General features: G+C 66.7%; 19 protein-coding genes and 2 pseudogenes. 12 read left to right on the forward strand and 9 right to left on the reverse strand.

Annotated features, from left to right (window positions below; genetic code table 11):
* Positions 1 to 83 precede the first annotated feature (83 nt).
* The 3 genes from ACWPW1_RS20030 to ACWPW1_RS20040 are packed head-to-tail and all read left to right on the forward strand — an operon-like array spanning position 84 to position 3860.
* Entirely contained in the window at positions 84 to 1337 is a 1254-nt protein-coding gene (locus ACWPW1_RS20030) for an oligosaccharide MFS transporter (protein ID WP_454253807.1), read from the forward strand.
* A 9-nt stretch (positions 1338 to 1346) separates the two neighbouring features.
* Entirely contained in the window at positions 1347 to 2822 is a 1476-nt protein-coding gene (locus tag ACWPW1_RS20035) for a glycoside hydrolase family 32 protein (RefSeq protein WP_454253808.1), read from the forward strand.
* Between the two features lie 45 nt (positions 2823 to 2867).
* Positions 2868 to 3860 carry a LacI family DNA-binding transcriptional regulator gene (locus ACWPW1_RS20040; RefSeq protein WP_454253809.1) on the forward strand — a complete coding sequence of 331 codons (993 nt, stop codon included), beginning with the start codon at positions 2868 to 2870 and terminating at the stop codon, positions 3858 to 3860.
* On the opposite strand, the gene ACWPW1_RS20045 is transcribed toward ACWPW1_RS20040, so the two are convergent.
* The 5 genes and pseudogenes from ACWPW1_RS20045 to ACWPW1_RS20065 form a co-directional block, all read right to left on the reverse strand.
* Positions 3861 to 4625: a methyl-accepting chemotaxis protein gene (locus ACWPW1_RS20045; protein WP_454253948.1), complete on the reverse strand. Its 765-nt coding sequence runs from the start codon at positions 4623 to 4625 to the stop codon at positions 3861 to 3863. It abuts the gene before it with no gap.
* Between the two features lie 93 nt (positions 4626 to 4718).
* A pseudogene (locus ACWPW1_RS20050) lies at positions 4719 to 5750 on the reverse strand (HAMP domain-containing protein); the annotation flags it as partial.
* Between the two features lie 119 nt (positions 5751 to 5869).
* The gene (locus ACWPW1_RS20055; RefSeq protein ID WP_423815223.1) at positions 5870 to 6634 is read right to left on the reverse strand and encodes a methyl-accepting chemotaxis protein; all 765 of its coding nucleotides are present in this window, start codon (positions 6632 to 6634) and stop codon (positions 5870 to 5872) included.
* Positions 6635 to 6727: 93 nt separating this feature from the next.
* Positions 6728 to 7762, reverse strand: a pseudogene (locus tag ACWPW1_RS20060) (HAMP domain-containing protein); the annotation flags it as partial.
* Between the two features lie 183 nt (positions 7763 to 7945).
* Positions 7946 to 8887, reverse strand: coding sequence for an AEC family transporter (locus ACWPW1_RS20065; protein ID WP_454253949.1), 942 nt, complete (start codon positions 8885 to 8887; stop codon positions 7946 to 7948).
* A gap of 332 nt (positions 8888 to 9219) precedes the next feature.
* Between ACWPW1_RS20065 and ACWPW1_RS20070 the strand changes: the two genes are divergently transcribed.
* The 9 genes from ACWPW1_RS20070 (at position 9220) to ACWPW1_RS20110 (ending at position 20112) form a co-directional block, all read left to right on the forward strand.
* Positions 9220 to 11652, forward strand: coding sequence for a glucose/quinate/shikimate family membrane-bound PQQ-dependent dehydrogenase (locus tag ACWPW1_RS20070; protein WP_454253810.1), 2433 nt, complete (start codon positions 9220 to 9222; stop codon positions 11650 to 11652).
* A 431-nt stretch (positions 11653 to 12083) separates the two neighbouring features.
* Positions 12084 to 14474: a pyrroloquinoline quinone biosynthesis protein PqqF gene (pqqF, locus tag ACWPW1_RS20075; RefSeq protein WP_454253811.1), complete on the forward strand. Its 2391-nt coding sequence runs from the start codon at positions 12084 to 12086 to the stop codon at positions 14472 to 14474.
* A gap of 183 nt (positions 14475 to 14657) precedes the next feature.
* A complete protein-coding gene (gene pqqA, locus ACWPW1_RS20080) occupies positions 14658 to 14729 on the forward strand; it encodes a pyrroloquinoline quinone precursor peptide PqqA (protein ID WP_003243383.1) in 72 nt (23 codons plus the stop codon).
* A gap of 55 nt (positions 14730 to 14784) precedes the next feature.
* Entirely contained in the window at positions 14785 to 15696 is a 912-nt protein-coding gene (gene pqqB, locus ACWPW1_RS20085; RefSeq protein ID WP_323149983.1) for a pyrroloquinoline quinone biosynthesis protein PqqB, read from the forward strand.
* Between the two features lie 5 nt (positions 15697 to 15701).
* A complete protein-coding gene (gene pqqC / locus ACWPW1_RS20090; protein WP_454253812.1) occupies positions 15702 to 16451 on the forward strand; it encodes a pyrroloquinoline-quinone synthase PqqC in 750 nt (249 codons plus the stop codon).
* Complete coding sequence (pqqD, locus tag ACWPW1_RS20095; protein ID WP_093257225.1) at positions 16448 to 16723, forward strand: pyrroloquinoline quinone biosynthesis peptide chaperone PqqD; 276 nt, start codon at positions 16448 to 16450, stop codon at positions 16721 to 16723. Before pqqC ends, pqqD begins: the two co-directional genes overlap by 4 nt.
* Before the next feature lie 22 nt (positions 16724 to 16745).
* Positions 16746 to 17897 carry a pyrroloquinoline quinone biosynthesis protein PqqE gene (gene pqqE / locus ACWPW1_RS20100; RefSeq protein ID WP_454253813.1) on the forward strand — a complete coding sequence of 384 codons (1152 nt, stop codon included), beginning with the start codon at positions 16746 to 16748 and terminating at the stop codon, positions 17895 to 17897.
* 164 nt (positions 17898 to 18061) lie between these two features.
* On the forward strand, positions 18062 to 18586 hold the full coding sequence (locus tag ACWPW1_RS20105) for a GNAT family N-acetyltransferase (protein ID WP_454253814.1): 525 nt from the start codon (positions 18062 to 18064) through the stop codon (positions 18584 to 18586).
* Between the two features lie 119 nt (positions 18587 to 18705).
* Positions 18706 to 20112 (forward strand): YncE family protein, encoded by a 1407-nt coding sequence (locus ACWPW1_RS20110; RefSeq protein WP_454253815.1) that lies wholly within the window; start codon positions 18706 to 18708, stop codon positions 20110 to 20112.
* Between the two features lie 970 nt (positions 20113 to 21082).
* On the opposite strand, the gene pcaC is transcribed toward ACWPW1_RS20110, so the two are convergent.
* Genes pcaC through ACWPW1_RS20130 form a run of 4 tightly spaced genes read right to left on the reverse strand, consistent with a single transcriptional unit; the run spans position 21083 to position 24962 of the window.
* Positions 21083 to 21478 (reverse strand): 4-carboxymuconolactone decarboxylase, encoded by a 396-nt coding sequence (gene pcaC / locus ACWPW1_RS20115; protein WP_017642968.1) that lies wholly within the window; start codon positions 21476 to 21478, stop codon positions 21083 to 21085.
* Between the two features lie 11 nt (positions 21479 to 21489).
* Positions 21490 to 22278: a 3-oxoadipate enol-lactonase gene (gene pcaD, locus ACWPW1_RS20120; RefSeq protein ID WP_454253816.1), complete on the reverse strand. Its 789-nt coding sequence runs from the start codon at positions 22276 to 22278 to the stop codon at positions 21490 to 21492.
* A gap of 16 nt (positions 22279 to 22294) precedes the next feature.
* Complete coding sequence (locus ACWPW1_RS20125; protein ID WP_454253817.1) at positions 22295 to 23653, reverse strand: 3-carboxy-cis,cis-muconate cycloisomerase; 1359 nt, start codon at positions 23651 to 23653, stop codon at positions 22295 to 22297.
* A gap of 16 nt (positions 23654 to 23669) precedes the next feature.
* Positions 23670 to 24962, reverse strand: coding sequence for an MFS family transporter (locus ACWPW1_RS20130; protein ID WP_271653164.1), 1293 nt, complete (start codon positions 24960 to 24962; stop codon positions 23670 to 23672).
* Positions 24963 to 25050: the final 88 nt, after the last annotated feature.

Here is a 25050-nt window from a genome sequence, read left to right on the forward strand (position 1 = left end):
GCGGCCCTTGACTTTCACGCTAAAGACGACGTTTAGTAAGCGTCAGTGTTAACGTTACCAAAACAACAACAAGAGGTTCTTCCATGGCTCGTTCGCATCGTCGCGCCTATTGGCTGGTCAGTGGTCTGCTGTTCACTTTCTTTTTCGCCTGGTCGTCCAGCTACTCGTTGTTCTCGCTCTGGTTGCACCGAGAGGTCGGTTTGAATGGCACCGAGACCGGTTTCGTCTTTGCTGCCAATGCCATCGCGGCCCTGCTTATCCAGCCCTGCTACGGGGCCCTGCAGGATCGACTTGGGTTGTCGCGCAAGATCCTGGTCTGGATCGGCGTTCTGCTGGCCTTGGGCGCCCCCTTCTCCACTCATGTCTACGCCACCCTGCTAGCCGGTAACCTGGTACTCGGCGCCCTGGTGGGTGCGCTGTTCCTCGGCTTCGCCATGCTCGCCGCCGTCGGTGTGATCGAGTCCTATACCGAGCGCCTGGCCCGTTGCGGTGGCTTCGAGTTCGGCCTGGTCCGCACCTGGGGCTCGCTCGGCTGGGCTGCGGCCACCGCAGTGGCGGGCATAGCCTTCAACATCGATCCACAGATCACCTTCTACCTGAGCAGCGCTGCCGGCACGGTCTTTCTGCTGCTGCTGAGCCGGCTCGACCTGAGCCTCTTCAATCAGGCCGAAGCCCGCGCCTATACCGCCGCCGTGCCGGTACGCGGTGCCGATCTCCTGGGGCTGCTGCGCCTGCGGCGGTTCTGGGCGCTGAGTCTGTACCTGACTGGTGTGGCCGGGGTTTACATGGTCTACGAACAGCAATTCCAGGTGTATTTCGCCAGCTTCTTCGCCACGCCGGCAGAGGGCGTCCGCGCCTATGGCTACCTGAATTCCAGCCAGGTGCTGGTGGAAGCGGGTTGCATGCTGTTGGCGCCCTGGCTGGTGATCCGCCTGGGGGCCAAGCAGGGCCTGATCCTGGCCGGCACGGTGATGTTCGTGCGCATCCTTGGCTCGGGGTTGGTCGACAGCGCCTGGGCTCTCGCTGCCTGCAAGATGCTGCATGCCCTGGAGGTACCCATCCTGCTGGTAGCGGTCTTCAAATACATCAACCTGCACTTCGATCCGCGCCTGTCGGCGACCCTCTACATCGTCGGCTACCAATTTGCCCAGCAACTCACTGCCATGCTGCTCGCCCCGGTGGTCGGCTATGGCTACGACCGGCTTGGCTTCGCCCCGGTCTACCTTCTGCTGGCCGCACTCGTGGGCGGCTGCCTGCTGCTGTCCTGGTCACTGCTGCGCGGCGATCCACGCACGACCCGCCCTGCCCTTGCCGTCGAACACTCGACCCCTGCCTGAGAGAAGTCCATGTCCAGCTCCGCCCTGCGCGATGCGCAAGCCGCCCTCCTGCATCTTCTGCCGCAGCGCCAGGATGACTGGCGCCCGGCCTATCACCTGGCACCGCCGGTAGGCTGGATGAATGATCCCAACGGCCTGGTGTTCTTTCGCGGCCATTACCATGTCTTCTATCAGCACCACCCCTATTCGACCCAATGGGGCCCCATGCACTGGGGCCATGCGCGCAGTGCCGACCTGGTCCACTGGGAGCATCTGCCGGTGGCCTTGGCACCGGACAGCGAGGCCGACCGCGACGGCTGCTTTTCCGGCTCGGCGGTGGTCTGGGACGACACCCTGTACCTGGTCTATACCGGTCACCGCTGGCTCGGCACGCCGGGCCGCGACGACGAGGGGTTGCACCAGGTGCAATGTCTGGCCAGCAGCCGGGATGGCCAGACCTTTACCAAGCACGGCGTGATCATCGATCCGCCCGAGCCGGCGCTGCAGCACTTTCGCGACCCCAAGGTCTGGCGCCAGGACGACAGCTGGTGGCTGGCCCTGGGCGCGCGATACGGCGACGATCCTCACTTGCTGCTCTATCGCTCCACTGACCTGCATCATTGGGAGACACTGGGCAGCGCCCTTGCGGGTACCCGTGAGGCGGACGGCTACATGTGGGAGTGTCCCGACCTGTTTCGGCTCGACGACACCGAAGTCTTCCTCTACTCACCGCAAGGCCTGGCGCCTTGCGGCTACGCTCATCGCAACCGCTACCAGACCGGCTACCGGCTCGGCCGGCTGGACGCGAACGGACGCTTCCAGCCACGCACCCCCTTCGTCGAACTCGACCACGGCCACGATTTCTACGCGGCCCAGACCCTAGACGCGCCCGACGGCCGCCGCCTGCTGTGGGCCTGGCTGGACATGTGGGAAAGCCCCATGCCCAGCCAGGCCCAGGGCTGGTGCGGCCAGCTCTCGCTACCGCGGGAGCTGAGCCTGGACGGTGAGCGTCTGCGCCAACGTCCGGCGCGGGAGCTGGTGGGTCTGCGCCAGACCGCGCAGCAGTACGGTGCGACACGGCTGCGCAACGAGCGCTGTCCGCTGCCACTCCGGGGCGACCGCCTGGAATTGCAGCTTGAACTGGATCTGGCTACCAGCGATGCCGAGCGGTTCGGCCTGGCCCTGCGTTGCGACGCCACGGGCCAGGAGCAGACCCGCCTCTATGTGGATGCCCAGGCCGGCCGCCTGGTGCTGGACCGAGAACGTGCCGGATGCGGCGTCAGCGGCGTGCGCAGCATCCCGCTGACGCCCGGACAGGCACGGCTGAAGCTGCAGCTGTTTCTCGATCGCTCTTCGCTGGAGGTGTTTGTCGACGACGGCGCCTGGGTTCTCAGCAGCCGCCTCTATCCCCGCCAGGACAGCCAGGGACTGGCGCTGTTCGCCCATGACGGCCAGGCCCTGTTCGGCGACATGCAGGCCTGGACGTTGCGCGACCTGCAGCTCTGAAGACGGCATACTCCCAGCCCTGGATAACAGGCGGTGGAGTAGCGGATGGCGTCGGTAAAGGATGTGGCCCGGTTGGCGGGGGTTTCAGCCATGACCGTGTCGCGCGCCCTGAACAGCCCGGACAAGCTCAGCGCCGACACCCTGGCACGCATCCAGGCAGCGATCCAGGCCCTGGGTTATGTGCCCGACCTAGCTGCCCGGCGCACCCGCGGCGGGCACTCCGGTGGCAAGACCATCGGGGTCTTCGCCCTCGGCACCGCCACCACACCCTTCGCCGTGGATCTGCTGCTGGGCCTGGAGCGTACCGCCCGTGAGCACGACTGGAATCTGTTCATCGTCAACCTGCTGGACGAGGGCCCCCGCCCGCAGGACCTGGCCCTGATGCTGGCGCATCGTCCCGACGGCATTGTCTTCAGCTCCATGCACCTGTGCCAGGTGGAGATTCCCGCCGGCCTGGGCGAACGCCCCCTGGTGCTGAGCAACTGTCATACCCTGGCGGCCGACCTGCCCTGCTATGTGCCCGACGATAGCGCTGGCCAGTATCTTGGCATGCACGCGGCCCTGGCGCGCGGCGTGCGGCAGCCGTTGTGCCTCAATCTGCCGCGTCACAGCCTGGCCTGGCCGTTGCGTCAGGCCGGCATGCTGCAGGCCTGCCGTGAGGCGGGCCTGGCCGCAGCAGACCTCAAGCAGTACGACCTCAGCGCCGACGACGCCTATCAGGAAATCCCGGCCGAACTGGAGCGCCGCTTCGCTGCCGACCAGTCGCCACCCGACCTGCTGGTGTGCGGCAACGATCGCATCGCCCTGGTGGCCTATCAATGGTTACTGGCCCGCGGCCTACGCATTCCCACGGACGTCGCGGTACTCGGCTACGACAACATGGTAGGGGTGGCCGAACTCTTTCATCCGCCCCTCACCACGGTGCAACTGCCGCACTTCGAACTGGGCCGCCAAGCCGCCCTGCACCTGATCGAGGCCCGCACTGACCGCGGGCTGATCAGACTGCCCTGCCCGCTGGTGGAGCGGGCGTCGCTCTAGCTAGATCCGGAAGCCCCCCACCAGGCGCTGCAGGCGACCGGCTTCGGCTTCCAGCGCGGTGCAGGCCGCCAGGGTGGCCTGGAGGTTGTCGACGCCCTGCTGGTTCAGCAGGTTGATCTCGCTGATGTCCATGTTCAGGGTCTCCACCACCGAGGTCTGCTCCTCGGTCGCAGTGGCCACAGATTGGTTCTGGCCGTCGATCTCGCCGATGCGCTCGGTCACGCTGCCCAGGCGCTCGCCGGCGCTCTTGGCCACCTGCATGCTGTGGGCGCTCTGCCGCTGGCTTTCCTGCATCAGGGCCACGGCGTCGCGCGAGCCGGTCTGCAATTCCTCGATCATCTGCTGGATCTGCTGCGCCGAACTCTGGGTACGGCTGGCCAGGGAACGCACCTCGTCGGCCACCACGGCGAAGCCACGACCGGCCTCACCGGCCCGAGCGGCTTCGATGGCGGCGTTGAGCGCCAGCAGGTTGGTCTGCTCGGAGATGCCGCGGATGACTTCGAGGATCTGGCCAATGTTGGCGGTCTTGCCGTTGAGGGCTTCGATATGCTCGCAACTGGTGCCGATCTTGGTCGACAGTGCCAGCATGGCGTGCAGGGCTTCGTCCAGCACCTCACGCCCCTCTTCGCCCTGGGCGCGGGCGGTACTGGCCTCGCCCGAGGCATGGGCGGCGTTGCGCGCGATCTCCTGGGCGGCAGCGCCCAGCTCGTTGATCGCCGCAGCCACGCTGGTAGTGCGCTGGGCCTGGACATCCGACTGCTGCATGGAGGATTGCGAAGACTCCAGCACCCGCCGCGTGCTTTGGTTCAACTCGCCGGTGGTCTGGGCCACGTCGCGGATCGAGGTATGAATCCGCGCCACGAACTTGTTGAAGGCCTCGGCCAGGGCGCCGAATTCGTCGCGAGCCTGTACTGGCAGCCGCCGGGTCAAATCGCCCTCGCCTTCGGCGATGTCGTCCATGGCGCGGGTCAGGTCATGCAGCGGGCGCAGCAGAACGCGGATCAAGAGGCCCAGCAGCAGGATGATGGCGATCACCGCCACCAGGGTGGCGACGATGGCCAGGTTGCGCGCCTGGGTCACCGGGGCATAGGCCTTGGCCTGGTCGATGGACAGACCCAGGTACCACTTCACCGAGGGCAAACCGTTGACCGGGGTGAAACTCACCAGGCGCTCGTTGCCGTTCTGGGCGAGGGCCTGCAGGCCGGGCTGCAGCGACAGGCTCTGCGCGGGGAAGACGTCCTTGAGCGTCTTGAGCACCTGCTCGGGATGGCTGCTGACCAGGATCTTGCCGTCGCCGTCGACCAGGAAGGCTTCACCCAGGCCGCCGACGTTGAGCGACGTGATGATCTCCACCAGGGCTGAGAGGTTGAGGTCGCCGGCCACCACGCCGGCCAACTGGCCGTCACGCTGCAGCGGGGTGGCGATGGTCACGCCCAGCTGTCCGGAGGAGGCGAAGATATAGGGCGGAGTCAGCACCGTGGTGCCGGCGGCGGTGGCAGCCGCGTACCAGGGCCGCTTGCGCGGATCATAGCCGGCTGGCAGGTTGCGCAGCGGTCGGGTGGTGTAGGTGCCGTCGACTTCGCCCAGGTAGGTGGAGTCGAAGTTGCCGGTATAGATCTTCTGATCCAGCAGGCCCACCAGCCCCTCGGGCGAGTGGTCGCGTGCCAGGGTCTGGGCCTCGCCTTCGATGAGCTTGACCCGTGTATCCAGCCAATAGGCAATGTTGCCAGCCGTGACCCGGCCGGTTTCCGCGAGGTTGGCGCTCAGGCTCTGGTCGATGGCCTGACGTTGCAGGTAGGCATTGAAGCCGGCCGAGGCAGCCAGCGCGGTGGTGATCACCAGTGCCGCGACCAGCAGGATCTTGTGGCTGAATTTCAGGTGTCGCTTCATACAGGTCTGCGTCCGTAGCGAGAGGAGCCAGGCCGGATTCAGGGCATGGCGGTCCCTCGTTATCGGGCACGTACGTTACGACTTGAGCGGAGCGGCACCCTCTTTTCAGCCTGCCCGAGCTAGATGCGGAAGCCCCCCACTAGCCGCTGCAGGCGACCGGCTTCGGCTTCCAAGGCGGTGCAGGCAGCCAGGGTGGCCTGGAGGTTGTCGACGCCCTGCTGGTTCAGCAGGTTGATCTCGCTGATGTCCATGTTCAGGGTCTCCACCACCGAGGTCTGCTCCTCGGTCGCAGTGGCCACAGATTGGTTCTGGCCGTCGATCTCGCCGATGCGCTCGGTCACGCTGCCCAGGCGCTCGCCGGCGCTCTTGGCCACCTGCATGCTGTGGGCGCTCTGCCGCTGGCTTTCCTGCATCAGGGCCACGGCGTCGCGCGAGCCGGTCTGCAATTCCTCGATCATCTGCTGGATCTGCTGCGCCGAACTCTGGGTACGGCTGGCCAGGGAACGCACCTCGTCGGCCACCACGGCGAAGCCACGACCGGCCTCACCGGCCCGAGCGGCTTCGATGGCGGCGTTGAGCGCCAGCAGGTTGGTCTGCTCGGAGATGCCGCGGATGACTTCGAGGATCTGGCCAATGTTGGCGGTCTTGCCGTTGAGGGCTTCGATATGCTCGCAACTGGTGCCGATCTTGGTCGACAGTGCCTGCATCGCATGCAGGGCTTCGTCCAGCACCTCGCGGCCCTCTTCACCCTGGGCGCGAGCGGTACTGGCCTCGCCGGAGGCATGGGCAGCGTTGCGCGCGATCTCCTGGGCGGCAGCGCCCAGCTCGTTGATCGCCGCGGCCACGCTGGTGGTGCGCTGGGCCTGGACATCCGACTGCTGCATGGAGGATTGCGAGGCTTCCAGCACCCGCCGCGTGCTTTGGTTCAACTCGCCGGTGGTCTGGGCCACGTCGCGGATCGAGGTATGAATCCGCGCCACGAACTTGTTGAAGGCCTCGGCCAGGGCGCCGAATTCGTCGCGAGCCTGTACTGGCAGCCGCCGGGTCAAATCGCCCTCGCCTTCGGCGATGTCGTCCATGGCGCGGGTCAGGTCATGCAGCGGGCGCAGCAGAACGCGGATCAAGAGGCCCAGCAGCAGGATGATGGCGATCACCGCCACCAGGGTGGCGACGATGGCCAGGTTGCGCGCCTGGGTGACCGGGGCATAGGCCTTGGTCTGGTCGATGGACAGCGCCAGGTACCACTTCACCGAGGGCAGCCCCTCGATCGGGGTAAAGCTCACCAGCCGCTCGCCGCCATTTTGGACGACGTTGTGAAAACCAGGCGCCAGCGACGGCGTCTGGTCCGGGAAGACGTCCTTGAGCGATTTCAGCACCTGGTCGGCGTGGCTGCTGACCAGGATCTTGCCATCGCCGTCGACCAGGAAGGCTTCGCCCAGGCCACCGGCGTCCAGCGAGGTGATCATCTTCATCAGGCTGTCCATCACCAGGTCCCCGGCCACCACGCCGATCAGCTTGCCGTTCTGCAGGACCGGCGCCGCGATGGTGATGCACAGGAAGCTCTGCGGCGGTGCGGTGAGATAGGGCTCGGTGAGGATGGGCCGCCCGGCGCTGACCGCGGCCTTGTACCAGTCGCGCTGGCGGGCGTCGTAACCGGCCTCCATGGGTGTATGGGGGCGGTCGGTAAAGGTGCCGTCGACTTCACCCAGGTAGGTGGAATCGAAGTTGCTCGTGTAGAGCTTCTGCTCCAGCAGACCCACCACGTTGGCTGGGCTGCTGTCACGGCTGAGCGCCTGGGCCTGGCTGTCGATCAGCTTGACCCGCGCATCCAGCCAGTAGGCGATGTTGCCGGCGGTGATGCGGCCGATCTCACTCAGGGAAGCTTCAAGACTCTGGGTGATGGCCTGGCGCTGCAGATAGGCGTTGAAACTGGCGAAACCGGCCAGGGCGACGGTCACCACGAGGGCAGCCGCCAGCAGGATCTTGTGGCTGAATTGAAGCGAGCGTTTCATGGATACCACGCGAAAGGCTTGGATAGTAGACGGCCCCTCCCCTCGCAAATACTAACTGCGATAACAATCGGAAGGGTAAGCGGACCTGGGACGGTCGATGCCGCACTATTACGCTTAATCTCACTTTTCGCTGCGGACAACCGATGGACGCTTTCACAACGCCGATGTCTGGTGGACGGCGCCCTATAGCAAGCTGAATCCTTTCAGTAGCAGCAGGCCCAGATTGGTGGTCAGCATCCCGCCCAGGGTGCTGAGCACCACGATGGTCGCTGCCAGCTGGGAGTTGCTGCCAGCGGCGCGGGCCATGACGAAACTCGACGCGGCCGTGGGGCAGCCCAGGTAGAGGAAGAGGATGCCCAGCGCCGGCCCCTGGATCCCCAGCGCCAGGGCGCCCAGCACGCCCAGCAGCGGAATCCAGACGATCTTCCACAGGCTCGCGCCTATCGCCAGGCTGCTGCTCTCGCGCAAGGAGGTGAGCGACAGGGTGGCGCCTATGCACATCAGTGCCAGCGGCAGAGTGAGACCCGCGAAGTAGCGCGCCGAGGTGTCCAGCCAGCGTGGCAGCTGCCACTGGAAATAGGCAAAGGGAATCGCCAGCAGGATGCCGATGATCAGCGGGTTGCCAAGGATGCTGCGCAGCAGGGTGCGCCAGTTGGCCTCCAGGTGCGGACTGTAGAGCGCCAGCACGATGGTCGAGAGCACGTTGTAGAAGAGGATGACCATGCCGGCCATGATCCCGCCCACCGACAAACCGTAGTCGCCGTACTGGGTGGCCGCCAGGGCCAGGCCGACGATGCCGCAGTTGCCGCGGAAGGCGCCTTGCACATAGACCCCGCGATCGGCATGGGGGCAGCGCCAGATCGCCCAGCCCCAGGCAGCGAGAAAGCTCACCACCGTGGCCAGGGCGAAGTAGCCCAGCAGCAGCGGTTGCAGGGCTTCGCCGAGGTCGGCCTTGAGGATGCCGAGAAACAGCAGGGTCGGCATGGTGGCGCGAAACACCAGGGCGGACGAGGTGTTGATGAAGGCGGTATCGATCCAGTTCAGCCGCTTGAGCACACAGCCGAGCAGCACCAGGGCGAAGACCGGGGCGGTGACGTCGAAGGTCGCCTGAACCAGGGCAAGCACGTCGGACATGGCGGACAACATCGGAAAAAGGCCCGCGATGGTAGCAGGCACGGTGCCAGATCGGCCCCGTCCTTCTGTCATCGCGAAGTGACATCAGTCAATGCTTAGCTTACTATCTACCCGCCCGATTCAGACGACGCCTCTCAACCATCCCTCGCTTCGCCTACGCGCGACCGCTCTAGCTTCCTGCCAGGGAAGCCGGCGAAGGGGTGGAACAATAAGACACACAACAGGTTCAGACGTAGCAGACGACAGATCCGCATGCGGTTCCGATTTGCGATGTCGTCGATCGAGTCGAAGTCTTTTTTCACGATTGCATTGCGAGCGCTGCCATGACTGTCACTTCCAACGCGAGACCGGGAGGCCTGCCCGCCAGGTTACTCGGCATCCTGTTCATCCTCCTGGGCCTGGCCCTCTTGGGGCTGGGCATCAAACTGGCCACCCTCGGGGGCTCCCTCTACTACCTCGGCGGCGGCGTGCTGCTCGCCCTGAGTGGTTACCTGCTGTGCATTCGGCGGGCCAGCGGGGTCTGGGTCTATGCCTTCTTCCTGGTGGTGTCCACCGCCTGGGCCGTACTGGAAGTCCAGTTCGACTGGTGGCAACTGGTGCCGCGCCTGGCACTCTGGTTCGTCCTCGGCCTGGTCCTGCTGATCCCGGCGTTCCGCCGGCCGCTGGACAGCCGTAGCGGCGGCCTGCCGCTGGTCGGCTCGCTGGTGATCGCGGCGGTCGTCGCCCTGGTCGCCCAGTTCGTCAACTACAACCGTCTGGACGGTGACCTGGGCCGCGACACCGCGGGCGTCGAAAGCGCCGCCCCGACCGCCGCCGATGGCGACTGGCCGTCCTATGGCCGCACCGCCTTCGGCGATCGCTACTCGCCGCTCAAGCAGATCGACGTCAACAACGTGAAGAATCTGGAGCCCGTCTGGACCTTCCGTACCGGCGACATCCCCGGCCCGAACGATCCCCAGGAGACCACCGCGGAAAACACCCCGCTCAAGGTCAACGGCATGCTCTATGTCTGCACGCCGCACAGCCAGGTGATCGCCGTGGACCCCGACAGCGGCAAGGAAATCTGGCGCTTCGATCCCAAGCTGAGCACCCAGCACGCCGACAGCTTCAAGGGCTGGGCGCACATGACCTGCCGTGGCGTGGCCTACCATGACGACGCCACCTACGCCGGCACCACCACCGCGGGCCAGAGCCCGGCCACCGGCAGTGCCGTCCCGGTCGACGAGCAGAGCACCCCGGCTGCCAGCAGCTGCCCGCGTCGCCTGTTCCTGCCCACCGCCGACACCCGCCTGATCGCCCTCAACGCCGACACCGGCAAGGTGTGCAGCGACTTCGGCGACAACGGCCAGGTCGACCTGACCGCCAACATGGGCAGCTTCACGCCCGGTGGCTACTACTCCACCTCGCCGCCGGCCGTGACCCGCAACCTGGTGATCATCGGTGGCCACGTCACCGACAACGTCTCCACCGACGAGCCTTCCGGCGTGATCCGCGCCTACGACGTGCACAGCGGCAAGCTGGTATGGAACTGGGACAGCGGCAATCCGGACGCCACCGCGCCCATCGCCGCCGACGGCATCTATACCCGCAACTCGCCCAACATGTGGTCGATGATGGCGGTCGACGAGAAGGTCGGCATGGTCTATCTGCCCATGGGCAACCAGATGCCCGACCAGTGGGGCGGTAACCGTACCCCGGCGTCCGAGAAGTACAGCGCTGGCGTGGTCGCCCTCGACATCGCCACCGGCAAGGTACGCTGGAACTACCAGTTCACCCACCATGACCTCTGGGACATGGACGTGGGTGGTCAGCCGACCCTGGTGGACATCAAGACCGACGGCGGTGTGAAACCCGCGCTGATGGCCTCGACCAAGCAGGGCAGCATCTATGTGCTGGACCGCACCAATGGTCAGCCCATCTACCCGATCAAGGAAACCCAGGTGCCCCAGGGCGCGGTGGAAGGCGACCACACCTCGCCGACCCAGCCGGTCTCCTCGATCAACCTGGCGGCGCCGACCCTCAAGGAAAGTGACATGTGGGGCGGTACGCCCTTCGACCAGGCGCTGTGCCGTATCTCCTTCCGCGAGCACCGCTACGAGGGTATCTACACCCCGCCGTCCACCCAGGGTTCGATCGTCTACCCGGGTAACTTCGGCGTGTTCGACTGGGGCGGTATCTCGGTCGATCCGGTCCGCCAGATCGCCTTCCTGAACCCCAGCTACATGGCCTTCACTTCCAAGCTGGTACCCCGTGAAGAGATCGCCAACCAGCCGGCGCGCAAGAGCGAGACCGAGGGCATCCAGCCCAACAAGGGCGCGCCCTACGGCGTGATCCTGTCGGCCTTCCTGTCGCCCCTGGGCCTGCCCTGCCAGGCACCTGCCTGGGGCTATGTGGCCGGTCTCGACCTGACCACTGGCAAGCTGGTCTACAAGCACAAGAACGGCACCGTGCGCGACAACTCGCCGGTTCCGCTGCCCCTGCCCATGGGCGTGCCCAGCCTGGGCGGCACCGTCACCACCGCTGGTGGCGTGGCCTTCCTGAGCGGCACCCTGGACCAGTACCTGCGCGCCTATGACGTGAAGAACGGCAAGGAACTGTGGAAAGGCCGCCTGCCGGCCGGTGGCCAGACTACCCCCATGACCTACACCGGCAAGGACGGTCGCCAGTACGTGCTGGTCTACGCTGGCGGCCATGGCTCGCTGGGCACCAAGCAGGGCGACTACGTGATGGCCTTCGCCCTGCCCGAGAAGAAGTAACGGCGCCTGCGCCTGAGCTCCCCTCTCCTTCGGGAGAGGGTCGGGGCGGGGCGGGGGATGCTTCGAGCATCCCGACATCCTGTTAGAAACCCCCTCGCCCCACCCCAAAATCCCGGCCTGGCCGGGATTTTTTTCGCCTGGGCTTTTCTCTTCATGAAAAGGGCTGCCGCCAGGGCTCTTTTCCTTCTGGGAGAGAGCGGGGTGAGAGCCCCCTGGCACCCAGAGCCGCAGGACCCTAGTGGAAAAGGCTGCGCCGTTTTCCACGCTGCGGTGTCGAGACCGCGCCTCGAACCTCTCCCTCAGGGAGAGCGTCGGGGATGGGGGCAAACCCAGGCACGGCTCTCGCTTTTCCCCCTCTCCCTCTGGGAGAGGGCTGGGGTGAGGGCACGCCCGCTCCATCACCTTGCCTTGGACTCGGTTAAGCTATCCCCATGCCCAGTTCCCTGCCCCAACACCGCCGCCTGCGCCTGGCCAATGGCCTGGCCGTCGCCCTGCTCCATGACCCCGAGCTGCCCCAGGCCGCCGCCCTGGTGCGCATCGGCGCGGGCAGTCACCAGGCACCGCGGGCCTATCCGGGGCTGGCCCACTTTCTCGAACACCTGTTCTTTCTCGGCAGCCGCCACTATCCCGCAGCGGACGGCCTGATGCCCCTGGTGCAACGCCTGGGCGGCGAACTCAACGCCAGCACCCGCGAGACCACCACCGACTTCTTCTTCGCCCTGGCGCCCGAGCACCTGGCCGCCGGCCTGGCCCGCCTGCTGGACATGCTCGCCGCTCCCCTGCTGGAGCCGGGCGCCCAGCGCCGCGAACGTGAGGTGCTGCACGCCGAGTTCATCGCCTGGTCGCGCAGCGCCGATACCCGCCGCGACCTGGCCCTGGCGGCCGGATTGCCCGCGGACCATCCAGCCGCCGGCTTCCACGCCGGCAACCGCTACAGCCTGCCGCTGCAGAACCCCGCCTTCCAGACGGCACTGCGCGACTTCCAGCGCCAGCAGTACCGTGGGGAAAACGCCCTGCTGCTGCTGGCCGGGCCGCAACCGCTGGCCGAACTGGCAGAACTGGCCCGCGAACACGGCGCCCTGCTGCCCTCCGGCCCTGCGCCCAGGAGCCCAGTACCCCCACCGCTCGCGGCCAGAAGCGAACACTGGCAGACAGCGGCTGACGCACCCCCGGCGCTGGCCCTGCAATTCGCCTTCGACGACCTGCCGCCCGGCAGCTGGGAGGCAACGGAGCTGCTGGAAACCCTGCTGCTTGGCGACCATCCCGGTGGCCTGCCAACACGCCTGCGTCAGGCGGGGCTGGCCGAGCGCCTGGGCCTCGCCTGGCCTTATCGCCAGGCACGACAGGGGCTGCTCCGGCTGGATATCACGCCTGGCCCCAAGGCCGACCCTGCCCGCCTGAGCGCCACCTTGTTCGGCTGGCTGGACGCCTTGCGCCAGGTGCCCCTCGCCACCCTGGAGCAGGACCATGCGGACCGCATCCAGCGCCAGTGGGCCACCCTGCCCGCCCTGGCACTGGTGCGACGCCTGGGTGAACGCCTCTGGCTGGATCGCGACGGCGAGACCTGGCCACACGCCACGCTCTCGCCTGCGGCCCAGGCAGCCTGGCCGCGGCTGCTCGCCCAACTGGTGCCAGGCCGTCTCAGCGGTTTCGCCACCGGCCTGCCCGACCAGCCAGGTGCGACCGAACCCGTCGCAGCCCCCTTCGAGCTGCCACCACCCAATCCGCTACTTGCCGATCCACCGGTGGCGCGCCCTTGCTCGACGCAACCCTGGCCGATCAGCCAGGCCCTCGCCCCCCAGCAGCGCGAAGGCCTGCTGTTCCTGCGCTGGCAGTGGCCGGGACAACCGCCGGTCGCACCCGCGGCCAGCGCCCTGGGCGCCTTGCCGCGTCTGGCCGCCGAGGCCGGGGTCACACTGCGCTGGAGTCCGCCAGGAGCCCCCTGGGAGCTGCGCCTGCAAGGCTGGGCCACGACGCTGCCGGCAGCGCTGGAGCAGGCGCTCGAACACTTGAAAGGCGAACTGGACAGCCCCAAATCGCCCTCTGCGGCACCCTCCGAACCCATGCTGATCCGCCAGCTGCTCAAGGTGCTGCCCGAGCGCTTGCCCGCCCTTACCCCTCAAACAAAGAGCGACGAGGGGCTACAGTGGCAGGCGCTGGCCTGCGGCCTGCCCGCGACCGCGCAGGCGGGCCTGGCCTGGATCGCGCCGCCCTCCCTGTTGCAGGCCGCTGCGCTTGGCGCGCGGCCGGTCTTGCGTGGTCGTCACTGGCACCCCGAACCCAGCGCCGATGCCCAACAGGCAGTGCTGCTGTTCTGTCCGCAACCCGATGCCCAGCCCGCCACCGAGGCTGCCTGGCGGCTGCTGGCGGCACGTCTGCAGGGGCCGCTGTTCCGCCGGCTACGCAGCGAACGGCAACTGGGCTATGCGGTGTTTTCCGCCTATCGCCAGTTGGGCGATCACGGCGGTCTGCTGATCGGAGTGCAATCGCCCCATGCCGGGGCGGCCGACATCCTCATGGAGATCGAGGCCTGCCTGACCGACAGCGGGCCGGCTGTCTGGACCGATATCGCGACGTTGACGGAAAGCATTCGCCAGCTGGTACGCGACTTCAGCCCCACCACCCCCCAGCGCGCGGCCCTGGCCGAACGGCTCTGGTGGGGCTTCCAGCGCAACGGCGCCCTGGACCTTGGATCCCTGGGAGAGGCTCTGGCCATGCTGGACGATCAGGCCCTGCGCCAGGCCTGGCATCAGCTCACGAGGGCCGACGCCCCGCGCTTCGTCTTGAGCAATGCCGAGCCACCATCCGGCTGGATGTCATAGCTTTCAACATTTTCCCGGGAGCGTCGGCCGTTGCTGGCGGTCAATCTGTTGCAGGATCGGTAAGACAGTTATGTCGGCCGAACCGTCGTCGATTCGTCGCGGCAAAAACCCTTAGCTAGGTAACATTTGTTAAACTTGGCAACCGGATCCATCCGGCTTTCGCAGTCAAAGAGGAGACCTCCCATGTGGACCAAGCCTGCCTACACTGACCTGCGCATCGGCTTCGAAGTCACCATGTACTTCGCCAACCGTTGATGCGCCCCACGCCCCGGTTCGCCGGGGCGTACTTTTTTCAGGTTTAGCCTTTCCCATGCATATCCAGATTCTCGGCTCCGCCGCCGGCGGCGGCTTTCCCCAGTGGAACTGCAATTGCGTCAATTGCGACGGCTTCCGCAAGGGCACCCTCAGGGCCCAGGCCCGCACCCAGTCTTCCATCGCCCTGTCCGACGACGGGGTGAACTGGATCCTGTGCAACGCCTCGCCCGACATCCGCGCCCAGCTCGCCAGCTTCGCCCCGTTGCAGCCGGCGCGGGCGCTGCGCGACACCGGTATCCGCGCCATCGTCCTGCTGGACAGCCAGATCGACCATACCACCGGGCTGCTCAGCCTGCGCGAGGGCTGCCCCCATGAGGTGTGGTGCACCGACATGGTCCACCAGGACCTCACCACCGGCTTTCCGCTGTTCAACATGCTCCAGCACTGGAACGGTGGGCTCAGCTGGCAGCCCATCGCCCTGAGCGGCAGCTTCACCATCCCGGCCTGCCCGAACCTGGAATTCACGCCCTTCCCGCTGCGCAGCGCCGCGCCGCCGTATTCGCCCCATCGCCACGATCCGCACCCCGGCGACAACCTGGGGCTGCTGGTCCATGACCGGCGCACCGGCGGCAAGCTGTTCTATGCCCCGGGCCTCGGCCAGCCGGACGCGGCCCTGCTGGAGCTGATGGGCCAGGCCGACTGTCTGCTGGTGGACGGCACCCTCTGGACCGACGACGAGATGCAGCGTCGCGGCGTGGGCACCCGTACCGGCACCGAGATGGGCCACCTGCCGCAGAGCGGTCCTGGCGGCATGCTGGAGGTGCTGGCCGGCTTCGAGCGCCAGCGCAAGGTGCTGATCCACATCAACAACACCAATCCGATCCTGGACGAAGACTCCCCCGAGCGCGCCATCGTCGAGCGCCAGGGCGTGGAAGTCGCCTGGGATGGACTCTCCATCGAGCTGTGACCGCCATGCCCAATGCCCTCACCCCCGCCGAATTCGAAGCCGCCCTGCGTGCCAAGGGCGACCTCTACCATATCCACCACCCCTATCACGTGGCCATGTACCAGGGTCGCGCCAGTCGCGAGCAGATCCAGGGCTGGGTAGCCAATCGCTTCTACTACCAGGTCAACATCCCGCTCAAGGACGCCGCCATCCTGGCCAACTGCCCGGACCGCGAGATCCGCCGGGAGTGGGTGCAGCGCATCCTCGACCACGACGGCGAGCCCGGCAGCGAAGGCGGCATCGAGGCCTGGCTGCGCCTGGCCGAGGCCACCGGCCTGGACCGCGAGCAGGTGCTCTCCCAGGAACTGGTGCTGCCCGGGGTACGCTTCGCGGTGGATGCCTACGTCAACTTCGCCCGTCGCGCCTCCTGGCAGGAAGCCGCCAGCAGCTCCCTGACCGAGCTGTTCGCGCCGCAGATCCACCAGTCGCGGCTGGACGCCTGGCCGACCCACTACCCCTGGATCGATCCGGCCGGCTACGAGTACTTCCGTAACCGCCTGGGTCAGGCCCGCCGCGACGTCGAACACGGCCTGCAGATCACTCTGCAGCACTACACCACCTGGGAATCCCAGCAGCGCATGCTGGAGATCCTGCAGTTCAAGCTGGACATCCTCTGGAGCATGCTCGACGCCATGAGCATGGCCTACGAACTGCACCGCCCGCCCTATCACAGCGTCACCAGCGAGCGCCGCTGGCACCGAGGAATCGACCTATGAGCTTCGACCGCACCCAGGTGCCGCGCTGGCGTCCCGGCTACCGCTTCCAGTTCGAGCCGGCGCAGGACGCCCATGTGCTGCTCTATCCCGAGGGCATGATCAAGCTAAACGACAGCGCCGCCGCCATCGGCGGGCTGATCGACGGCCAGCGTGACGTGACGGCCATCATCGAAGCCCTCGACGAACGCTTCCCCGGCGTGCCTGAACTGGGTGCGGACGTCGAGCAATTCATGGAGGTCGCCCGTGCAGAGCACTGGCTCCTGCTCGGCTGATACGTCGCTGCCTGGAGTGCCCATGCAACTCCCGCAGCCGCCGGTCATAGCCAAGCCGAATGTCGGCCTGCCGTTGTGGCTGCTGGCCGAGGTCACCTATCGCTGCCCACTGCAGTGCCCCTATTGCTCCAATCCCCTGGACTTCGCCGCCCAGGGCCGCGAGCTGACCACCGAACAGTGGTTCAAGGTCATGGCCGAGGCACGGGAGATGGGCGCTGCCCAGATCGGCTTCTCCGGGGGCGAACCCCTAGTGCGCCAGGACCTCGCCGAGCTGATCCGCGAGGCGCGCCGGCTGGGCTACTACACCAACCTCATCACCTCCGGCATCGGCCTCACCGAGGCGCGCATCGCCGAATTCAAGGAGGCCGGCCTGGACCATATCCAGATCAGCTTCCAGGCCAGCGACGAACAGGTAAACAACCTGCTGGCCGGCTCGAAGAAGGCCTTCGCCCAGAAGCTGGCCATGGCCAAGGCGGTCAAGGCCCATGGCTACCCGATGGTGCTCAACTTCGTCACTCACAGGCACAACATCGATCGCATCGACCAGATCATCGACCTCTGCCTGGCCCTGGAAGCCGACTTCGTCGAACTTGCCACCTGCCAGTTCTATGGCTGGGCCGAGCGCAATCGCGCCGGTCTCCTGCCGACCAAGGCCCAGCTGGAGCGCGCCGAACGCATCACCAACGACTACCGCGCGCGCCTCAAGGCCGAGAACCATCCCTGCAAGCTGATCTTCGTCACCCCGGACTACTACGAAGAGCGTCCCAAGGCCTGCATGGACGGCTGGGGCAAGCTGTTCCTGACCATTACGCCGGACGGCACCGCCCTGCCCTGCCACGGCGCCCGGCAGATGCCCATCGCCTTCCCGAACGTGAAGGAGAATGACCTCAGGCATATCTGGTACGACTCCTTCGGCTTCAACGTCTACCGCGGCTACGACTGGATGCCCGAGCCCTGCCGCTCCTGCGACGAGAAGGAAAAGGACTACGGTGGCTGCCGCTGCCAGGCCTTCATGCTCACCGGCGATGCGCGCAATGCCGATCCGGTCTGCGCCAAGTCTCCGCACCATGACCTCATCCTCGCCGCCCGCCAGGAAGCCGAGACCGCGACCCAGCGGATCGAGGACCTGCAATTCCGCAACGAGCGCAATTCGCGACTGATCGCCAAGGCTTGAAGCCAGAGGCGTCGCCAGGCACGCCAAGGTCGCCGGCGGAATCCAGTCCCCCACGACCAGGGCGCAGGCTTGCCAAGGGGACTCACCACCCACGGCTCCGAGGCATTTGCCTCCCGGCCGGGCAGTGACCATACTGCCCGGCCGGACCTTTTCGCCTCGTCGTCATGCCCTCGATACGCCCGCTACGCCCTACAGATATCCCTGCCGTTCTCGATATCCAGGCGGCCACCTACCCCGCCGACCTGCTCGAAGACCGCGCTTTCTACGTCAACCGCCTGGAGCTCGCCCCGGAGCACTGCTGGGCGGCGACCGATGCCGAGGATCGCCTGCGCGGCTATCTGATCGCCTATCCCTGGGACGACGGCCTGCCGCCGGTGCTGGGGGCCCGCCTGGAGCAGCTGCCTAGCGAGGCTTCCACCTGGTTCCTGCACGACTGCGCGGTGCATCCCGAGGCCCAGGGCCAGGGCGTGGCCGGTCGCCTCTATCGCCACGCCAAGGGCCAGGCCCGGCGTGCCCGCCTGCGCCAGGGCCGTCTGGTGTCGCTGTCCGGGGCCATCGGCTACTGGCAGCGCCACCACTATCACCCGGTTCCCGCCGACGCCGCGCTCAAGGCCAAGCTGGCCGGTTATGGTGCCGGCGCCTGCCTGATGCAGCGCACCCTCGATACCCCGGATGCCGAGCACGCCTAAAACCTGCAAATCTAAATGCAAGTATTTCGCTTTCGCTTTAACATGGCCTAGCCCAGGAGGGCCTCTGCCGCCCGGCGCTCTGGCGCGGGTATCTTGATCGCCGCTACAAGGAATCCCTGATGAACATCGCTCCAGCGTCTTCGGCCAAGGGCCGGCGCGTCTTTTCCGTTACCTTGTTGGCCGCCCTGCTGGCGCTGGGTGGGCAAGCCGCCCAGGCGCGCTCCAGCTTCGAAGCCCCCGATCCGGACTACCACGGCGAGATCAAGGCCAGCCCCGTTGCCGGCACCGCCATCCTGGCGGGCAGCGAGGTCAATCTGGACGGCCGCGGCTTCACTCCTGGTCAGCAGATCACCCTGTCCCGCGGCGGCGTGGCGCTCAACCCCGATGCCGCCTACGTGGCCGACGCCCAGGGCAACTTCAAGGCGACCATCCGCATTCCCGAAGACGCCGCCCCCGGCCAGCACCCCATCGTCATCAGCACCGCCCAGCCCTCGGGCGCTGCGGTCTTTCCGCTCAAGGTCTCGCCGGTGGTCCCCCTGAGTGGCGCCGACGGCTACAGCCTCACCTCCGTCAAGCTGGTGCCCGGGCTGTATCAGGTGGACATCAGCGGCAAGTCCGGCGCCCTCTTCGTCACCTCGGCCGTGGGCCGCCCACCGGTCAAGGTCTCGCAACTGCTCAAGCTCGACCCCAAGGACCTGTCCATCGAGCGCCAGATCACCCCGGCCGCCGCCCCGGGCGAGGACGCCGGTGTCTACGCCGTCTACGGCGTGGCCGTGGACGACCGCAACGGTAACGTCTGGACCACCAACACCCGGCAGAACACCGTGGCGGTCTATCGCCAGAGCGACCTGGGCCTGGTCAAGCAATTCGAACCCGGCATCGTCTTCCATGCCCACACCGTGGTGGTCGACGAGAAACTCGACCGCGCCTTCGCCTCGGCGGCCATCACGCCGGATATCATCAGCTTCGACGCCAAGGCGCCGACCCTGCGCAAGCGCATCTCCATCGAGTCGGGCGTGCGCGGCGAGCGGTTCGCCGTGGTGGGCCTGTACCTGGACCCGGCGGTGCACAAGCTCTACGCCGTCAGCATGAAGACCAACGAAGCCGCGGTGATCGACGCCAAGACCGAGACCGTCGAGAAGGTCTTCCCGATCCAGGGCGCCAAGACCCCCATGGGCGTGGCCCACGATCCCCAGACCGACCGCCTGTTCATCGCTGCCCAGGGCAGCGACAACCTGCTGATCGTCGACGCCAAGACCGGCAAGACCCTGCACAACGTCACTACCGGCGCCGGAGCGCTGAACGTGGCCTTCGACCCGGTCAAGCGCCTGGCCTACGTGACCAACCGCGGCGCCGGCACCCTGACCGTGGTCGACCCGGACGGCAACATCAAGGCCAACCTGGAACTGGGCACCTTCCCCAACCAGGCGGTGGTGGACGCCAAGGGTGTGGTCTATGCGGTGAACAAGGCCAAGGGGCAGGATGATGCCGAGGGGGATCGGGTTACGCGGGTGATGGCCAAGTAAGAGGCGTGTAGCCCCCGGCCTGGGCTGGGGGCGGCTTTCGGCTTCTGGCGTTCGTAGGTTGGGTTGAGCGTGGCGAAGCCCAACATTGAGCGCTCACCATAGGTACGGCAGACGTAGGTTGGCGCTAAGCGTAGCGAAGCCCAACAAAGCGGAGCTGCCTCAGCTGGTTATCGAGTGCTTTGAAGGTTATTGTTTCGCCCACCCGGGCGACTCACTTTTTTCAGTCGCGAAAAAAGTAAGCAAAAACGCTTGCCCCGGACATCCGGCCCTGCGCTGCGCTCCGGGTGACTCGCGTCGCTCGCCCTTCGGGCCAACCTACGGCTGTTACTTCGCTACGCTACGTTTCGCTCACGCCAGCGCCGTTCCGGGGTCGGTCCAGATGGGCCGTCCATGGCCCACTGGACCTCTCGCCGCATCCATGCGGCTCGACCCACTCCACGACACTGGCGTTCGCCCTCCTGAACGGGGCGATTCGCTAGCCTGAAAGTGTTGGTTGAACTCACCAGTAGAAAACACTGCGCGGTTTTCCACGCTACAAACCCTGTGAACACCGAACTATCAGGCTTGCGCCCCGCCCCGTCAGTGAGGCCGAGTGCAGGTGTCGCGGAGGGGGATGCGAGGCAGGACGCCGAGCAAGGCGCGAGGGGCAGGATGCCCCTTCGTGCCGTGCCCCCGGAGCGGCGCCGGAACGAGGGGACCCGGAGCGCAGCGCAGGGCCGAAACGTGGGGCAAGCGTTTTGGTTACTTTTGCCGCGATTGGCAAAAGTGACTCGCCCGAGGGGGCGAAACAAGGACCTCCTCTAGACCTCAATAAGCAGCTAGGGCACCAGCAGGCAAAGCCAGGTATCGAGGGCTAATCTCGTGATGTCGGGCTTCGCTAACGCTCAGCGCCAACCTACGTCCCCAAAACCAATAACGCCCACCAAATCCAATCCGGCGGGCGTCATCCAAGGGGCCCAAGGGGGAAAACTCACCCCTCCAACGACTCCACCCCCAACTCATCCCATACCGCCTCCGCCAAATGGAAGGTGGCATTGGCCGCCGGGATGCCGCAGTAGATGGCGCTCTGCATGATCAACTCCTTGATCTCCTCCCGCGTCACCCCGTTGCTGCGCGCGGCGCGCAGGTGCAGGCGCAGTTCGCCTTCGCGGTTCATGCCGATCAGCATGGCGATGGTGATCAGGCTGCGGGTGTGCCGCGGCAGGCCCGGGCGGGTCCAGATGTCGCCCCAGGCGTGGCGGGTGATCATCTCCTGGAATTCTTCGTTGAAGGGGGTCAGCTTTTCCAGGCTGCGATCGACATGGGCGTCGCCCAGCACGGCGCGGCGGACCTGCATGCCGGCTTCATAACGTTCTCTTTCGTCCAAGATCGACTCCTTTAGGCGCTCAGGAAGGCCAGCACGCGCTGGGTAAAGGCATCGCCCATCTGCACGTTGGACAGGTGGGCGGCGGGAAACTCGACGTACTCGGCGCCGGGAATACGCTCCTGCAGGAAGCGCCCGTCGGCCGGGGTGGTCACGGCGTCATGGGTGCCGGCGACGATCAGCGTCGGCGCACGGATGGCATCCAGCACCTCGCGGAAGTCGGCATCGCGCACCGCCGCGCAGTTGGCCGCATAACCCTGGGGCGAGGTCCCGGCGAGCATGGCGACGATGCGGTCGACCCGTTCCGGCTCGGCGCTGGCGAAGTCGGGGGTGAACCAGCGACCGATGGAGGCGTCGCGCAGGTCGCGCATGGCCTGCTCGCCACCGGCTTCCACGGTCTGGATGCGGGTGTTCCACACCTCGGGGGTGCCGATCTTGGCGGCGGTGTTGCACAGCACCAGGCGGGTGATCCGCTCCGGCGCGTTGATGCCCAGCCACTGGCCGATGGAGCCGCCCATGGACAGGCCGCAGAAGGCGAATCGCTCGATGCCCAGGGCATCGGCCAGCGCCAGGACGTCGCGACCGTTCTCGTCCATCCGATAGGGACCGGGGGTCACCAGGGAGGCGCCATGGCCTCGGGTGTCGTAGCGCAGCAGGCGGAAACGCTCGCTGAAGGCCGCGGCCTGGTCATCCCACATGGCGAGGTGGGTGCCCAGGGAGTTGGACAGGATCAGCACGGGGGCGCCCTCGGGGCCCTCCAGCCGGTAGTTCAGGTCGCCATCGGCGAGACGTACGCTGGGCATCAGGCAGTCCTCTGGTCTAGGAATGGGCAAGCAGGGTGCGGTGTTCGGCCAGGGCGCGGGTCACCCAGGCGCGGGCCTGTCCTTGGTAATGGGCAGGGTCCAGCAGACGATCCAGTTCGGCGCTGGAGAGTTCGGCGGTCACTTCCGGCGTATCGCCCAGCACCTGGCGCAGGTGACGCCCCTCCTGGACGGCGCGCTTGCAGCTCTGCTCCACCAGATGGTGGGCGGCCTCGCGCCCTAGCCGTCCGGCCAGGGCGATGCTGACCGCCTCGGCTAGCACCAAGCCATGGGTCAGTTCCAGATTGGCCTGCATCCGCGCGGCATCGACCTCAAGGCCGGCGACGATAGCCTGGGCCTGTTGCAGGGCGCCGGAGACCAGGCAGAACAGCTCCGGCAGGGTTTCCCACTCGGCGTGCCAGAGGCCCAGGCTGCGCTCGTGCTCCTGGGGCATGGCGGAAAACAGGGTGCTGACCAGACCCGGCGCGCGGGTGGCGGCGGCGATCAGCACCGCCGCGCCGACCGGATTGCGCTTGTGCGGCATGGTGGAAGAGCCCCCCTTGCCCGGCGCCGAGGGTTCGAAGACCTCGGCGGCTTCGGTCTGCATCAGCAGCGACAGATCGCGGCCCAGCTTGCCGAGGCTGCCGGCCACCAGGCCGAGCCAGGCACCGACCTCGACCAGGCGATCGCGCTGGGTGTGCCAGGGTTGTTCCGGCAGGTTCAGGTCCAATTCCCGGGCCAGGGCCTCGGCCACTGGCAAGGCCTGATCGCCCAAGGCGGCCAGGCTGCCCGAAGCGCCGCCGAATTGCAGCACCAGCACCCGTGGCCTCAATTCGGCCAGGCGCTGGCGGTGACGGGTGATGGCGCCCAGCACCCCGGCCAGCTTCATGCCCAGGGTCACGGGCGTCGCATGTTGCAGCCAGGTGCGCCCGGCCAGCACGGTACCGGCATGGCGCTCGGCCTGGGCCGCCAGGGCCTCGGCCAGATGCGCCAGGTCGGCGTCCAGTAGGTCCAGCGCCTGGCGAATCTGCAAGACCAGCCCGCTGTCCATGGCGTCCTGGCTGGTCGCGCCGCGATGCAGATGGCGCTCGGCCTCGGAGTCCTGGGCGGCGATCTGCCGGCCCAAGGCCTTAACCAGGGGAATGGCCGAATTGCCGGCGCTGACCACCGCCTGAGCGAGCTCGCCAGCGTCATACCGCTCGGCGCGGCAGGCGGCGGCGATGGGTGCCACCGCCGTCTGGGGAATCACCCCCACCGCCGCCTCGGCGCGAGCCAGGGCCGCCTCAAAGTCCAGCATGCCCTGCAGTCGGCCCAGGTCACAGAACACCGCGCGCATGGCGGCGCTGGTGAAGTAGGCATCGAATAGCAGGTTGGACATGAAGGACTCCTCTCGCTTAGTGGTCGTGATGCAGGTAGGTGGCTTGTCGCGGCAGCCGCAGGCTGACTAGGAAGGCCACCGCCAGCATCACCGAGACATAGATGTAGAACACCTCTTCGTGCCCCTGGGTCTTGAAGCTCAGGGCGACGAATTCCGCCGAACCGCCAAAGATGGCATTGGCCACCGCATAGGACAGGCCCACGCCGAGGGCGCGCACCTGCGGCGGGAACATCTCCGCCTTCACCAGCCCGCTGATGGAGGTGTAGAGGCTGATGATGGCCATGGCCAGGCAGATCAGCAGAAAGGCCACGAAGGGGCTCTGGACGCTGGCCAGGGCGGTGAGGATCGGCCAGGTGCAGACCGTGCCCAGGCCACCGAACAGCAGCATGGAAGCGCGCCGGCCGATGCGGTCGGAGAGCATGCCGAAGAGCGGTTGCATGAGCATGAACACCAGCAGGGCGCAGGTCATCACGGCGCTGGCGGTCTTGGCGTCCATGCCGCTGGTGTTGACCAGGTACTTCTGCATGTAGGTGGTGAAGGTATAGAAGATCAGCGAGCCGCCGGCGGTGTAGCCGAGCACGGTGAAGAAGGCCGCCTTGTGATGCTTGAACAGGCCGCTCAGGGTGCCGGCCTCCTTGTTGGCGCGGGTCTCGGCGGTGGTGGTCTCTTCCAGCGAGCGGCGCAGGAACAGCGACACCACTGCCGCGGCGGCACCGACCAGGAAGGGAATCCGCCAGCCCCAGGCGCGCAGGTCGGCATCGCTGAGCACCTGCTGCAGGATCACCACCACCAGCACGGCCAGCAGCTGGCCGCCGATCAGGGTGACGTACTGGAAGGAAGCGAAGAAACCGCGCTGGCCACGCAGGGCCACTTCGCTCATGTAGGTGGCGGTGGTGCCGTATTCACCCCCTACCGAGATGCCCTGCAGGAGCCGCGCGAGCAGCAGCAGCGCTGGCGCCGCGACGCCGATGCTGGAATAGGTGGGCAGGCAGGCGATGGCCAGGGAGCCGGCGCCCATCATCAGGATGGAGATGACCATGGAGGTGCGCCGACCGTACTTGTCGGCGACGCGCCCGAAGATCCAGCCGCCCAGGGGGCGCATGAGAAAGCCCGCGGCGAACACCCCGGCGGTGCTCAGCAGCTGCACGGTGGGATCGCTCTTGGGAAAGAAGGCGGCGGCGAAGTAGATGGAACAGAAGGCGTAGACGTAGAAGTCGAACCATTCCACCAGGTTGCCGGACGAGGCGCCGACGATGGCGAAGATGCGCTTCTTGCGCTCCTCGAAGGTGTAATGCGGGCGAGTGCTCATGGAGATCCTTAATTATAGGTATGGATGGACGGGGGACAGCCTACCGCCATCGGACCAAGAGAGACACACGCGGTTACAGGGATGATGG

The sequence above is a fragment of the Pseudomonas sp. Marseille-Q7302 genome (assembly GCF_965111925.1).

Coding starts and splice junctions, on each gene's coding strand:
- ACWPW1_RS20030 (WP_454253807.1), top strand. CDS start 84: ATGGCTCGTTCGCATCGTCGCGCCTATTGGCTGGTCAGTGGTCTGCTG.
- ACWPW1_RS20055 (WP_423815223.1), bottom strand. CDS start 6,634: ATGCAGCAGTCGGATGTCCAGGCCCAGCGCACCACCAGCGTGGCCGCG.
- pqqB (WP_323149983.1), top strand. CDS start 14,785: ATGCATATCCAGATTCTCGGCTCCGCCGCCGGCGGCGGCTTTCCCCAG.
- ACWPW1_RS20070 (WP_454253810.1), top strand. CDS start 9,220: ATGACTGTCACTTCCAACGCGAGACCGGGAGGCCTGCCCGCCAGGTTA.
- ACWPW1_RS20040 (WP_454253809.1), top strand. CDS start 2,868: ATGGCGTCGGTAAAGGATGTGGCCCGGTTGGCGGGGGTTTCAGCCATG.
- ACWPW1_RS20125 (WP_454253817.1), bottom strand. CDS start 23,653: ATGTCCAACCTGCTATTCGATGCCTACTTCACCAGCGCCGCCATGCGC.
- ACWPW1_RS20035 (WP_454253808.1), top strand. CDS start 1,347: ATGTCCAGCTCCGCCCTGCGCGATGCGCAAGCCGCCCTCCTGCATCTT.
- pqqC (WP_454253812.1), top strand. CDS start 15,702: ATGCCCAATGCCCTCACCCCCGCCGAATTCGAAGCCGCCCTGCGTGCC.
- ACWPW1_RS20105 (WP_454253814.1), top strand. CDS start 18,062: ATGCCCTCGATACGCCCGCTACGCCCTACAGATATCCCTGCCGTTCTC.
- pqqE (WP_454253813.1), top strand. CDS start 16,746: ATGCAACTCCCGCAGCCGCCGGTCATAGCCAAGCCGAATGTCGGCCTG.
- ACWPW1_RS20110 (WP_454253815.1), top strand. CDS start 18,706: ATGAACATCGCTCCAGCGTCTTCGGCCAAGGGCCGGCGCGTCTTTTCC.
- ACWPW1_RS20045 (WP_454253948.1), bottom strand. CDS start 4,625: ATGCAGCAGTCGGATGTCCAGGCCCAGCGCACTACCAGCGTGGCTGCG.
- pcaD (WP_454253816.1), bottom strand. CDS start 22,278: ATGCCCAGCGTACGTCTCGCCGATGGCGACCTGAACTACCGGCTGGAG.
- pqqF (WP_454253811.1), top strand. CDS start 12,084: ATGCCCAGTTCCCTGCCCCAACACCGCCGCCTGCGCCTGGCCAATGGC.
- pqqD (WP_093257225.1), top strand. CDS start 16,448: ATGAGCTTCGACCGCACCCAGGTGCCGCGCTGGCGTCCCGGCTACCGC.
- ACWPW1_RS20130 (WP_271653164.1), bottom strand. CDS start 24,962: ATGAGCACTCGCCCGCATTACACCTTCGAGGAGCGCAAGAAGCGCATC.